Raw genomic sequence first — 13,488 nt, forward strand, 5'->3', positions numbered from 1 at the left:
GTAACAACGGCCCACGCGGGCTCTATCAGGGCAGCGGCCCTCAGTTGCCGCGGCGTACCCGGGCCGCCTTGCGGGCCTCGGCGAGCTTACGGGCCTCGCCGGCCTTGCGGGACTTGCCGCCGGAGCCGCGGGAGGCGTCCTTGCTGGTGCCCAGGCCGCGGAAGGGGGCGTTGGTGTTCTTGGCCCGGGGCGCGGCGGGCCCACCGTCGAGCGGGGTACCGGAGGGGGCCTTGGCCCCGGTGATCCGGCTCAGCTCCGCCTCACCCGAGCGCACCTTGGTGATCGTCGCTTCGATGCCGGCCCCGGCCATCAGCCGGCTCATCTCGCGGCGCTGGCCCGACAGCACCAGCGTGACGACGCTGCCGGACTCACCGGCCCGGGCAGTGCGGCCCGCGCGGTGCAGATAGTCCTTGGGGTCGGTGGGCGGGTCGACGTTCACCACGAGATCGAGGTCGTCGATGTGCAGACCACGGGCCGCGACATTGGTCGCCACCAGGACGGTGATCTGGCCGTTCTTGAACTGTGCAAGGGTCCGTGTGCGCTGCGGCTGGGATTTGCCGCTGTGCAGGGCCGCGGCGTGCACTCCGCTGGCCCGCAGATGCCGGGTGAGCTGGTCGACCGCGTGCTTGGTGTCCAGGAACAGCAGTACGCGGCCGTCGCGGGCGGCGATCTCCGTCGTGACGGCGTACCGGTCGGGGCCGTGGACGACCAGCACATGGTGGTCCATCGTCGTGACCGCGCCCGCGGACGGGTCGACCGAGTGGACGACGGGGTCGTGCAGGTAGCGGTGGACCAGGTGATCGACGTCGCGGTCCAGGGTGGCCGAGAACAGCATCCGCTGGCCGTCGGGGTGCACCTGGTCGAGCACCTCGGTGACTTGCGGCAGGAAGCCCATGTCGCACATCTGGTCGGCCTCGTCGAGGACGGTGATCCGTACCCGTCCCAGGCGGCAGGCCCTGCGCTCGATCAGGTCGTGAAGACGGCCAGGGGTGGCGACGACGACCTCGGCCCCGTCGCGCAGCGCAGCGGCCTGCCGGCCGATCGACATGCCGCCGACGACGGTGGCCATCCGCAGCCGGAGCGCCTCGGCATACGGCGCGAGCGCCTCGGTCACCTGCTGGGCCAGCTCCCGGGTGGGCGCCAGGATCAGGGCGAGCGGCTGCTTCGGCTCCGCGCGCCGCCCGGCCGTCCGTACGAGCAGCGGCAGGCCGAAGGCGAGCGTCTTGCCCGATCCCGTGCGCCCGCGCCCCAGGACGTCGCGTCCTGCGAGGGCATGGGGCAGCGTGGCCGCCTGGATCGGGAAGGGCTCGCGCACGCCGAGCTCGGTGAGCGTGCGCAGCACCTCGGCCGGCAGTTCCAGGTCCGCGAAGGAGGCGACCGGGGGCACCACCGGCGTGAGGGGCGCTGACCGGGCGAGGCTGCCGTGTGAGGCACCGAGGCGGTCCGGGTGATTCATGAAGAGCCTTCCGCATGGGGAACGTACCGAGGAAGGCCCGGCAGGAACGAGCAGCCGACGAACAAGGGAAACCGCACGGACGGAATCGCCAGCCGTCACGGCCGCGCAAATGCTTAAGACTAACAGAAGTGTGGTGCTGCTCCTTCCAGCTCAACTCCACCAGAACGCAAGTCGCCGAGGGCCGCCTCCGGTAGGGGACGGCGACGTCAGCGAAGAGCAGGCGCGGACGGTTATTTCAGGCCCCGTCCTCGGCGAGAAGCTGCGCCATGGCTCGCGCGGACCGAGCCCCACACCGACAGCCGCGTTGCTCAGGCCCGCATTGAGAAACCGGTGTCATGCGGCAAGGCGCGGCCCTCGACGGCGGCCGGCCGTCAATGCCGACCTGCCGCGTAATATCGGAATCAATTGTTCCGCAAAAGAGCAGTCGCTCTCCACCTTGACCGGAACTTATCCCATCACATTCTTGGGCGGTGGAACTTGTGAACGACTGCTGTTACCGTCCTTGACGTCGACACATGGGGGCGGCATGACCTGTACGACGCTCCTTGCCAGTTTCTCCGTCATTACCTGACAGAGAATTATTCCTGTTACGGAAGGAGTCGTAGATGGAAGACAACGAGTTCGATTTCAACCTTGAGGACATCCCCTCGGACGTATTCGAGCTGGCTGACCGGGGGCTCACGGTGGAGTCGTTGACCAGCGGTCACGGTCTGGTCGAGAACGGCGCTTCGTCGCCGAGCTGCGGAAGCTCCTGTTCATCGCTGCCGTAACCAAGGGGCGGGCGTCAGGGCATCACTGCCCTGGCGCCCGCCGGCGGCATCCCGCGGCAGGTCGGCGGAGTGATGCCCCGGTGTGAAGGTTCTGGGCATGGGCGGGCTTCAGGCAAGGATGATGCGTGACTTCGTACTCCGTCAGGGAATCCTTTTTCGTGCGCTTCTGCGGACTCCCGGTCTCGGTGCTGGATGAATTGACTCAGCGACGTTCCTGGGGGCTGGTCAAAGAGATTCAGGCGCTGGACGAAGCATTGGATGTCGACGCCGAAATCCTGAAGGACGCGTTATATTCAGTGATCGGCGGGCTTGTCGACTCTGCATCCAAGCCCCGGCTGGTGGCATTGAGGCGCTGCGTCCATCGGCGAAGATTTCCGGCCAAAGGCGAATGGGGCCCGAGTGTCGCGAGGACCCTCCCGGGTGAAGTGGCGACGCAAGTCGAAAAGTGGCTGAAGCGCATGCGGAAACGCGAATCGGTCCTGGGTGAACTTTTTGCGACCGCGGAGCAGGAAACCCACGAGGAAACGAGAAGCCTCCTCAAAGCAGCTACTGACCCGGTGTTCCGGCATGCCCTGTCTCAGGCCAGTCCCGCCCTGCTGGACGAGCTGCTGCGCCTCGAACTCGCCGGCCAATCGAAGCTGCGGCGGCGCACCGCCATCGGATTGACGAAGTTCGTTTCCCGAGCGGCCACCAAGACCAGCCCGTACAGCACCTTCACCGCAACGGCCGCTGGTGCCTGGACCGGCACCGGGCCGCTCTTCTCCTCATCGGGCAACGACGAGCTGCGCTGCGTGCTCGAACTGGACCGTATGGTCCTGGAGCAGACCGCCCATTCCCTGCTCGCTGACGGCAAGCCGAGCGACGCCTTGCGGATCCGGCCGAATCCCAGCCTGATCGAGCTCGACGGCCGATTCACCTTCCTCGGGCGAAGGCCGGCCGAGTCGTTGGTGGCCATACCCGCCTCCCGGGAAGTCAGGGAGTGCCTGAGGATCGTCGGTGACGGATGCACGGTGGGGTACCTGCACAGCACACTGGCTGCGCGTACCCCGCAGCAGTCGGCGGCGGTACGGTTTTGCGAGCAACTCGTCCGGATGGGCGTGCTGGAGTACGAATCGCCGGTGCCGGACCAGTCGGAGAGGCCACTGGACGACCTCCTCCAGTACCTCGGTACCACGGCGTCGGACCGGCGTCGGAAGGTCATCCCTCTGCTGGAGTCCCTGCGCGACGGACTGCAACAGGATCCCTCGCCGGCAGCGGTCGCCCCGTACCGGGAGCAACAGCGCGCGATCTCCTCGCTGGTCGCCGACATCGGCCAGGAATTGGGGCTCGACTGGCCCAAGGCCGACGTTCTGCGCAAGGTCGCCTTTCACGAGAATGCCGTCCGCGTCGGGGGTGACATCAGCTGCTCGGCTCCTCAATGGCGGCCGGTGCTTGACGACTTGGACGTACTGCGCCGCTGGCTTGCCCTGCACGATCGCATGCTGCCGGTCCGCGTTGCGCTCACCGCGTATGCCGGACACCGCTTCGGCACCGGAGCCAGCGTTCCGTTTCTCGCGTTGCATGCGGCGGTGCAGGCCGACCTGGCCCGCGACGAGGCGGACTGCCCTGACTGGCTGCGCCCGTTGCGCCCCTTCCTCCAGCTCAGCAATCCGGTTCCGGCTGACGAGCTGGAGCGGAGCCCCGTGCCCCCGTTGAGTCGGCTGCACCGACTGCGCCGCGAGTCCCTGGGAACCGTGCTGTCGGCCGACCGGCAGGAAGACGGCGTCCTGCGCACTGACCCCGCGGTCCTGACGGAATTGTCATCCCAGTGGCCTGACTGGGTCCGCACCCCGGGATCGATCGCCTGCTACCTCCAGCCGTACACCGTGGACGGCGAACTGAAGGCAGTGGTGAACACGATCAGCGGCGGATGGGGAAAGGGGCGCGCTCGATGGTCGCGTCTGCTCGACCAGGCCGGCGGGCACATCAACGACGCGCCACGCCCCGACGACGGGCACTCTCCGCTGCTCGCCGAGATGTCCGGCACCTTCGGTGTATCGGTGAACCTGCGAAAGGCCGCCGCCCCGTATGAAATCGACTACCCCTACACCACCAGTACCCGCCCCGAGAACGAGCGGATCCCACTCAACGATCTCCTCGTGCGGCACATACCGTTGGGGGCGACGCTCGAACTGTGGTCGCGGTCCAAGGGCCGGCGTGTCCAACCCGCGCATCTGGGCATGATGGCGGATCCGTTGCTGCCGCCCGCGGCCCGCTTGCTGTTCGCGGCGTTCGGGCAGTCCTATCTGCTGCACCCGAGCCTTTCGCTGTTCAAGCCCCGAGAGGTCGACGAGCCCTCGGACGTCGCCTTCCAACCCCGTATCGAGGTGGGCAGGGCCGTCGTTCAACGGGCCGAATGGTCGGCCCCGAGCGCGTGTGTACCGCGGGAACGCACCGGCGAACCGGACGGTGCCTATCTGCTGCGCTTGGCGGAATGGCTCCGAGCTCATCAGATACCCCGGCGCTGCTTCGTCCGCTTGTATGCGACAGACGGTGACTGGGTGAGCCGAGTGTTTGTGAAGTCCAGAAAACCGATGTTCCTCGACTTCGCCAGCCTGTCGATGGTGGCCGTCTTCAGGAACATGACCAAGGAGTTCAGCGGCAGAGTCGGCTTCGAGGAGGCACTGCCCGACCCTTCCGACCCGTCCCCGTTCGAGTGCGGTGGGCCCAGGGTCGCCGAGTTCGTCGTCGAACTGACCGCGGACGGCTGCTGATGGGCCACGAACGCCGCGTGGACGGCGACCGATCCTGGGTGAGCGCACATCTCTTCTCTCAGGGCAACCTCGATCGCCTGCTGACCGACCTGGTGGACCCCTTGCTCGACGAACTGCGTGAGCGGCGGCTGGCGGACCACGGGTTCTTCCTCCGGTACTGGGACGGTGGTCCCCATATCCGGTTGCGCGTCCTGCCTTCCTGCCGGGAGGCCGCCGCCGCGGTGCGCGGCCTCATCGAGCGGCGGGCCCTCGCGTACTTCGCGCACAGCCCGGCCCCGGAGGCGCTCAGTCAGGAGGAGTACCTGCGCTCCGCCCGTGAGATCGGGGCGTGGGAAGGCGTGCGGCCCACGGAGCGCATGTACGCCAACAATTCCCTGCACTTCCTGCCCTACGTTCCCGAGCATCACCGCTACGGTCAGGGCGCGTCGCTGGAACTCGTGGAGGAGCACTTCAGCACGTCGAGTGAGCTCGCATTGGACCTGCTGCGCGGCGCCGGCAGCCCCGAACAGCGTGAACTGGCCGTCCTGTGCCATCTGTTGCTCGCCTGGTTCCTCGGCGCTCAGGACGTGCACGAGCTCGCAGGACGGCAGCTCGCCAAAATGTCCGCACGGCGCGGGCTCGGCGCAGTCGATGCGGAGACGACGTCGGACGCCCGGTTTCTGCGCCGGCGCGAGCAGTTGCTGACCCTCGCCACCACCATGCGCAAGGTCGGGCGTGCATGGCCCCACATGCCGGACGACAGCAGCCTGAAGCGGTGGGCGTCTTCCGTCTCGGGCGTCGTGGATGTGCTGGGCGCCGACGCGGACGCGCCGTCAGCGGAGTCCGCGGCGGACCTGTGCGCGCACCTCTTCGCCAATCGCGTCGGGGTACGCATCGACGCCGAGGGCTCACTGCGTTACCTGGCGGCCCGTGCGGTCACCGATCCTGCCGTATACGAGGAGGCATGATGTGGCGGAGCTTCCACGTCCACTACTACGACCACGACAAGAGCGGCTTACTGCTGGACGCCGTCCGCCCTTTCTTGCAGCGGATAGCGCCGCAGGTGTCCGGGGCCCACTACCTCTTGCACTGGCTACGCGGCTCGCATGTCCGTATCAATGTGAACGCCGAGCCTGAATCCTTCGCGGCGACCGTGCTGCCCGCACTGGACGAGGTGATCAAGCCCTATCTGGCCGAGCATCCGTCAACCGCGGTGATCGACGCCGCCACGCTGGAGGCCCAGCACGCACGTCTTGCCCAGCTCGAACATGAACCGGGCCCGGTCACCCCGTTGTACGCGGACAACTCCGTCCATGAGGCCGGCCATGACCAGCGGCTGCACGTTCTCGGCAGTGTGCAGGCCGCCGATCTGCTCGCGGACTTCTACGACGCCACCACGCCGCTCGCCTTCGAGATGCTCGACCACGCGCACCGCCGTGGCAACCCGTTGGCCGGGCTGTGCTTCGACACCATGATCGCCACGGCACATGCGTTGTCCGGCGTCGGGCTGCGGCGCGGTTTTGTGTCCTTCCGGTCGCATGCGGAAGCTTTCCTGTCGTGGTGGCCGGAGGCCGAGGGGCTGCGACAGGCGTGGGACCGGCACTACACCGCGCATGCCGGGAAGCTCGCCGAACGCGTACGTCACGTCATGCGGGCAGTTGAGTCACCGACGCAGCCGGAAGGACTGGTATGCCGCTGGGTGCAGGAGGCAGCTCCCTTTTCGCAACGCGGGGCCGAGCTGCTGGCCGCCGGTGAGCTGTCCATGGATCCGCCCTGGGCGGGCCGGTTCTCCGAGGACGACGAGCTGATCGCAGAGATGGCACGCAAGAGCGCGTTCCACAACCATCCCCGGCCGGCCGGGGAGGTGGTTGACCAGCTCTGGTTCGACCAGTACCGACTGATCCTGAATTACACGTATCTGCAGTTGACCCGCCTGGGGCTGTCACCGGTGGAGCGGTTCCTGTTGTGCCACCTCGCGGCGAACACCGTCGAGGACCTGTACGGGGTCGCGGCCACCGAGGTGCGGCTGCCCGCGCCCGGCGAGTTGCTGCGCAGCGCCGCGAGCCCGCGGGAGTCGCCGTGAGCCATGGAGACGTGTGCCGCCTGTACCGGCTCAAAGATGGTGTGCACAGTGTGCGGACCGCATCCGGCGAGGTGGCTTTGGCCGCCTGGCCGCACCTTCAGGAGATGGGGCGACTGACCGCCGAGCAGCGGTCGCTGCTGCAGGTCCTGTCCACTGACCGGTCGGCCGAGGAGCTCACCCGACGCTGTCCCCGCGATCAGGCCGAGAGACTGCTCGCCATGCTGTCCTCGGGTGGCTGGCTGATCACCACCGTCGTCTGCGGAGACCGTCCGCTGTTCAGCAGCCGGCCGCTGGTACCGCACCGGAAGCCCTTGCCTCCCGTGGAGCCGCGGCGGCTGTCCCGGTTCGCCTCGGTCCGCCGGGACGGTGACGAGATCGTCGTGGAGTCCCCGGCTGCCGGGGCGGAGGTGCGCCTGTACGACCGACGTCTCGTCGAACCGGTCCTGGCTCCGGGTGCGGAGCAGGAGCGATCCGACCTGCCCCTGGAGGCGGTACGTCTGCTCGCCGGCGAACTGGCCGACAGAGGCTTCCTCGCGACCGCGGCCGAGGACCACTCCCTCAGCAGCGTTCAGTGGAGCCCCCATGAACTGGCCTTTCACCACGGCAGCAGACTGCGCGCCGACCACCGGATGGGGCAGGACTTCGGCGGATCGTACTGGGCGAAGGGGAGGTTCGACGCGCCACCGGGCAAGCACCCGCGGTGGCCGGAGGCGGCCATCGAGCTGCCGCGTCCCGACCTGGCCGGACTCCGCGCCAAGGATCCCGCGCTGGCTGAGGTCATGGAAGAGCGGCGTTCCCTCCGTTCCTACGACGAGGACACCCCGCTGACCGTCGAGGAGTTAGGAGAGTTTCTCTTCCGCACGGCTCGGGTGCGGGCAACGGGCAGGGACACCGAGGGACTCGACGTCTCCAGCCGGCCGTACCCCGGGGGCGGTGCCGCCTATGAGCTGGAGGTGTACCCGCTGGTCCGCAACGTGCGCGGGCTGGACGCCGGCCTCTACCACTACGCCCCGCACGGCCACCGGCTGCACCCGGTCCCGGCGTCGGCGACAGTGCTGCGCCGGCTGATGAAGGCGTCGGCAGCGGGTATGACCGGGGACGCCACACCGCAGGTGCTGCTGGTCATCGCCACCAGGTTCGGTCGCCTGGCGTGGAAGTACCAGGCGATGGGCTACGCGTTGACGCTCAAGCACGTCGGGGTGCTGTACCAGAGCATGTACCTCGCGGCGACAGCCATGCGGCTGGCGCCCTGTGCGCTGGGGGTGGGCGACTCGGATGCCTTCGCCGAGGCAACCGGGCTGGACTATTTCGAAGAGACCAGTGTCGGCGAATTCGCACTGGGCAGCCTGCCCGCGGCGCGGAGAGAGAGCACCGGATGAGACCTCGCCTCAAGGACGACGCCTATTTCACGCGAGTGGACGAGGGCTTGGTCTGGCTGACCCCCGCCGGCATGCTGAGCGTGAAGGAACCGTCCGTCGCCACGATGGTGGAGAGACTTGCACCACGGCTCAACGGGCGCCACACGGTGGACGAGCTCACCGCGCGCCTGCCGGAGCGGACCCGTCGCCTGGTCGTCGACCTGCTGGACGTGCTCGTCCGTCAGGGGCTGGTGGAGGACGCCCGGCCGGGCCGGACGCCCACCGCGCGTGCGGAACCGGACGCGGCCTTCGTACAGCAGGTCACCGGTGACCCCGACCTAGCCCTCTACCGCTACCGCAACGGCAGGGCGCTGGTGATCGGGCCCGACCCGCTCCTGTCTCATTGCCTCAGGGCCCTGTCCGCAAGTGGTGTGACGACGGTGGAGACGGCGCTCGACGAGGGCGGTGCGGCGCCCGACGATGCCGTGCACGCCCTTGTTCACGACGGCATCGATTTCGCGCTGCACCTCTTCGATTCAACGGGTCTGTCGCACGCTTCTGCCCTCGCCGGTGTCTGCGCCGACCGTGACATCCCGCTGGTTCAAGGGCTGGTCTCGGAGCAGGAGGTGCTGGTCGGGCCGTGTGCGACGGCCGACTGGACGTCTGTGTGGCGGCGACTGAGCCCCGAGGACAGGAAGCCGTTCGAGGCGGAGCCGGGACCACCCTCGGGTGCCGCCGGGCGCGTCCTGGCGAACCACATGGTGTTCCGGCTGTTCCGGTGCGTCACGGGCGCTGCCACATCCGAGGATCAGAGGCTCTGTTCCTTCGCCACGCGGACGCTGGAAACACGTCGCCGTGAGGTGCTGCCCCACTTCTCCGTCAGAACGGCGCGGCCTGAGTCCCGGGCGGATTTCGTCCGCACGGTTCGCGAGCTGCGGTGCGGGCGGGGAGGCACCGAGGCCGAGTTCTCCACGCGAGCAGTGCAGGCGATCGATGCGCGGTTCGGGCCGATCCGGGACCTGGCGGAGGACGAACTGCCGCAGCTGCCGCTCCGCCAGGCACGGGCGCTCATCGCTGTGCCCTCCTGGGTCGACGGCCCGGTGGTGGTGACAGCCTCTGGGCCGGACTTCGCCACCGCGCGGCACCGCACGGCGCTGAAGGCCATCGGAACGTACGGCGCCATGACGGTCGATCCTCGGCGCTTGCAGGTGCGCAGCCGGAGCGGTGGCCGCCTCCCTGATGAACCCGATGACATCATCCGTCTGATCCGGGCGGGGGAGGCCGACGCCCGACTGTGGGGAGTCCGTCTCGACGACGCACAACCTTGTCTGGTCGATGCGCGCGAGGCGTTCCCCGTTCTGTCCGAGGGCAGCACGCTGCCGACGGGGCTCGGCTTCGGCCTCGACTGGATGGCCATGACGAGCGTCGCCGTCCTCGCCCAATGCCGCGCCACCGTGCTCGCGGACCGAAGGGAGCTGACGGGGCCGCGGATCGGGCATGAGGTGATCGACGCGGACCCGGTGAGCAAGCGCTACCGCCGGCTGCTCACCGCACTCGGCCACGACCTCCGGCTCATCGACCTCAGCGGGCAGGCAGGCGTGCCGACGGTGGCCGTCATGGTGCACGGCGCCGCCGTCCAGGTGAGGTGCGGACTCCGTCTGGACGAGGCCGTCAGGGCTTCCCTGGAGGATGCGCTCGTGGCAGCGCAGTCGGGGCGACCGCTCTCTTGCCCCGGCCCCCAGGTGCGGGAAAGCGCGGCTCAGTGGTCGCCGCCACAGGACGCGTCCTTGGACGATGCCGTCAGCGCACTGCGGCAGACCGGGCGGACGCCTGTGCTGATTCCGCTGAACCATGATCCGGCGATGAACCGGATCACGCCCTATGCAGGGAACGTGGTGCTGATCAATGAATAACGCGCATCCGCTCGTCAGCGTCCTGGGCGAAGGCAGGCTACGCGATGCCGTCGCAACGCACCTGGCCGCTGACCCCGGGATCAGCTGTGTGTCGCCCGATCGTCCGCCGGAGGACCCGACTGCCGTGGTCGTGGTCGCGGACGCATGGCTGGAGGATGCCGTTGCGCTGGGCCCGGAAGGCGCGGCAGCGGTCCTGCCGGTGTCGACGGAGCTGGGGCATGTGGTCATCGGTCCTCTGACCAGGCCGGGAAGGCCCGGCTGCTGGATGTGCGCCCGGCTGCGCCGCAGCCGTAACCATCCAGAACGCGACCTCGTGCTCAAGCGGAACCAGCAGGCCCTGGCGAGCCGGCCGTCGTCCTGGCTGACCAGCTTCGCCGCCGATGCGGTGGCAGCGCTGGTACATGACGAGATCACAGCTCTCGCGGAGGGGACCGGACCACGTACGGCCTCGTCCTTCCTCCGGGTGTCGTTGGCGGATCTCACCGTCCGGACACACCGTGTGCTGCCGGATCCACTGTGCCCGACCTGTGGGGAACTGCCGGAGGACACCGCCGAGGCCGCTGTGCTGTCGCTGACGCGGAGACTCAAGCCCGCGCCTGGCGCCTACCGCACGCGGGCCGTCGCCGACGCCCGGGAGAGCCTTCTGAGCACCTACGTGGACTCCGAGGCGGGGCTGGTCAGCGAGGTGCAGACGGGCGACGAGGGGGGTCTGCCGGTCGCCAAGGCTCCGCTGGCGATGCGTGGCGCCTCGGGAACCGAGGCGGGCTGGGGGCGCAGTGACAGTTACCGCGTCAGCACGGTGACCGCCGTGCTGGAGGCGGTCGAACGCTGGGGCGGCCTGCAGGCGGGCGGCAAACGCACCGCGGTGCGCGCCGCCTACCGAGAGGTTCGCGAACTGGCCGTCGACCCGGTCTCGCTGGGCCTGTACGGCGAGGAGCGTTACGCCGATCCGGACTTTCCCTTCACACCGTTCCACGACGCTCTCGAACTGCGTTGGGTTTGGGCATACTCCTTCCGCCGCCGGCGTTCGGTTCTGGTTCCTGAGACCTACGCGTATTACGGTGCGCACGTCCTGGAGCCGGATGAGCCGCGACTCGCGTACGAGATATCGAATGGTTGCGCCCTGGGGGGCTGCATCGAGGAGGCGACTCTCTACGGTCTCCTTGAGGTCGCCGAACGGGATGCGTTCCTCATGGCGTGGTACGGGCAGCGGCCACTGCCCGTGATCGACCTGGCCTCTGCCCGCGATCCTCGGCTGCGGTTGCTCGCGGCGCACCTCGAGGAGGAGAACGACCGGACGATCACGGTCCTGGACACCACGGTTGAGCAGAACATCCCGTGCGTGTGGGCCATCGCCGTCGGCCGGCCCGGTGATACGGCGCGGGCGAGGGCGGTGTGTGCAGGGGGTTCGCACATCGACCCGGAGCGGGCGGTGCTCAATGCGCTCTGCGAACTCGGTCCGATCCTCGCGAGCGTGGACCGCTCCTACGAACAGCGCCGGGAGCACGTCACCGCGATGACCAAGGACTCGCAACTGGTCCGGACGATGGGTGACCACTCTCTGCTGTACGCCGATCCTGAGGTTTTTGACCGGTTGGCCTTCCTCTTCGCCTCGCAGGAGGGGCGCTCCTTGCCGGAGATGGCGGCGAAGAGCGTCCGCGTCTCTCCTGACGATCTCACCCAGGACGTCGAGCAGGTCATCGGGCGCTACCTGGAAACCGGCCTGGACGTGCTGGTCGTTGACCAGACGACGCCGGAGCACCGCCGTGCAGCTCTCGCCTGCGTCAAGGTGATCGTGCCGGGCACGGTACCCATGACGTTCGGCCACGGGATGCGCAGGGTGCACGGCCTGCCGCGGCTCTTCGACGTACCGCGTCTGCTCGGTGACCGGAACGCGCCCGCGGCCATCGAGGATCTCAACCCCCACCCGCACCCGTTTCCCTGAGGACCGACGACGCCGATGGCCAGCACTGAAGGACAAGCAACCCCGACCCCGCCCTCGTACCCTTTCCGCCAGGCTCGGGGAGTCGGCATCGATCCGGAGTTCGCGCGCCTGCGGCACGAGGCGCCGCTCGCCCGTGTCACCATGCCCTATGGCGGCCAGGCGTGGCTGGTGACGCGGTACGAGGACGTGCGTACCGTGCTCGCCGACCGCAGATTCAGCCGGGCGGCCACGCTCGGGCGGGACGTACCGCGGCTCGTCCCGCTCGTCCAGCAGGTGCCGAGCATCCTGACGCTTGACCCACCGGACCACACCCGCCAGCGCAGGCTGGTTTCGCGCGCCTTCACCCCTCGCCGTATGGAGGAGTTACGTCCGAAGGTGGAGCAGTTCGTCGATGAGCTCATCGACGAACTGGTCGGGCACGGGCCGCCCGCTGATCTGGTGGCTCACCTCACCCGACCGCTTCCTGTCATGGTGATCTGCGAGCTGCTGGGCGTTCCCTTCGGCGAGCGGCATCTGTTTTACACGTGGTCGGAGGCGATGCGGTCCACCGGAGCCGACGCGGTCGCCAAGATGAAGCAGGCCGGACAGCTCCCCTGGGACTACCTGGCCGACAGGATCTCCGTCGAACGGGAGAATCCGTCCGACAGCGTGCTCGGAACGCTGGTGCGAGCGCGCGATGAAGAGGATCGGCTCAGCGAGCAGGAGCTGGTGAGCTTCGCGGTGACGCTCCTGCTGGCCGGGCACGAGACGACCACCGACGAACTCGGCAACTTCCTCTACACGCTCCTTGTGAACCCAGCGCACCACGAACAACTGCGCGCCCATCCCGACATGTTGGAGCCCGCCGTCGAGGAGTTGCTGCGCTTCGTGCCGATCGGAACGCTCTCCGGATTCACCCGGATCGCCACCGAGGATGTGCGTCTGAGCGGTGGACTGGTACGGGCCGGTGACTCGGTCGTGGTGCAGGCGGACTCGGCCAACCGCGACGAGTCGGTCTTCGAGGCCCCCGACGAGCTGGACTTCCGGCGGGAGCCGAACCGGCACCTGGCCTTCGGGTACGGGCCGCATCACTGCCTGGGAGCGCAGCTCGCCAGGATCGAACTGCGGGCTGCGATAGGCGCACTGCTGGTCCGGCTGCCCGCTCTCGCGTTGGCGGTGGCGGAGCACGAAGTGCCGTGGAAGCTCGGGCGGTCGGCACTCGGGCCGCAGGCGCTGCCCGTCACGTGGTAGT

Annotated in this window: 9 protein-coding genes; 8 read left to right on the forward strand and 1 reads right to left on the reverse strand. The window is 68.5% G+C overall.

Going from position 1 to position 13,488, the window contains the following annotated elements:
* Window positions 1-40: 40 nt before the first annotated feature.
* Window positions 41-1,456: a DEAD/DEAH box helicase gene (locus tag STRNI_RS38820; protein ID WP_277412955.1), complete on the reverse strand. Its 1,416-nt coding sequence runs from the start codon at window positions 1,454-1,456 to the stop codon at window positions 41-43.
* 605 nt (window positions 1,457-2,061) lie between these two features.
* Here STRNI_RS38820 and STRNI_RS38825 point away from each other — a divergent pair.
* From STRNI_RS38825 to STRNI_RS38860, 8 genes are all read left to right on the forward strand, one after another.
* Window positions 2,062-2,226 (forward strand): thiomuracin/GE37468 family thiazolyl RiPP peptide, encoded by a 165-nt coding sequence (locus tag STRNI_RS38825; RefSeq protein WP_148587902.1) that lies wholly within the window; start codon window positions 2,062-2,064, stop codon window positions 2,224-2,226.
* Window positions 2,227-2,351: 125 nt separating this feature from the next.
* Complete coding sequence (locus STRNI_RS38830; RefSeq protein ID WP_277412956.1) at window positions 2,352-4,979, forward strand: lantibiotic dehydratase; 2,628 nt, start codon at window positions 2,352-2,354, stop codon at window positions 4,977-4,979.
* 17 nt (window positions 4,980-4,996) lie between these two features.
* Window positions 4,997-5,926, forward strand: a complete 930-nt coding sequence (locus tag STRNI_RS38835) for a thiopeptide-type bacteriocin biosynthesis protein (protein WP_277412957.1) — start codon at window positions 4,997-4,999, stop codon at window positions 5,924-5,926.
* On the forward strand, window positions 5,923-7,041 hold the full coding sequence (locus tag STRNI_RS38840; protein WP_277412958.1) for a thiopeptide maturation pyridine synthase: 1,119 nt from the start codon (window positions 5,923-5,925) through the stop codon (window positions 7,039-7,041). The genes STRNI_RS38835 and STRNI_RS38840 overlap by 4 nt, the downstream gene beginning before the upstream one ends.
* A gap of 104 nt (window positions 7,042-7,145) precedes the next feature.
* Window positions 7,146-8,420 carry a SagB/ThcOx family dehydrogenase gene (locus STRNI_RS38845; protein WP_277412959.1) on the forward strand — a complete coding sequence of 425 codons (1,275 nt, stop codon included), beginning with the start codon at window positions 7,146-7,148 and terminating at the stop codon, window positions 8,418-8,420.
* The gene (locus STRNI_RS38850) at window positions 8,417-10,312 is read left to right on the forward strand and encodes a YcaO-like family protein (RefSeq protein WP_277412960.1); all 1,896 of its coding nucleotides are present in this window, start codon (window positions 8,417-8,419) and stop codon (window positions 10,310-10,312) included. The genes STRNI_RS38845 and STRNI_RS38850 overlap by 4 nt, the downstream gene beginning before the upstream one ends.
* The gene (locus tag STRNI_RS38855; RefSeq protein ID WP_277412961.1) at window positions 10,305-12,257 is read left to right on the forward strand and encodes a TOMM precursor leader peptide-binding protein; all 1,953 of its coding nucleotides are present in this window, start codon (window positions 10,305-10,307) and stop codon (window positions 12,255-12,257) included. Before STRNI_RS38850 ends, STRNI_RS38855 begins: the two co-directional genes overlap by 8 nt.
* A gap of 15 nt (window positions 12,258-12,272) precedes the next feature.
* Window positions 12,273-13,487, forward strand: coding sequence for a cytochrome P450 (locus STRNI_RS38860; RefSeq protein WP_266437238.1), 1,215 nt, complete (start codon window positions 12,273-12,275; stop codon window positions 13,485-13,487).
* Window position 13,488 lies beyond the last annotated feature (1 nt).

Origin of the sequence: Streptomyces nigrescens (assembly GCF_027626975.1) — a bacterium.
Taxonomy (GTDB): Bacteria; Actinomycetota; Actinomycetes; order Streptomycetales; family Streptomycetaceae; genus Streptomyces; species Streptomyces nigrescens.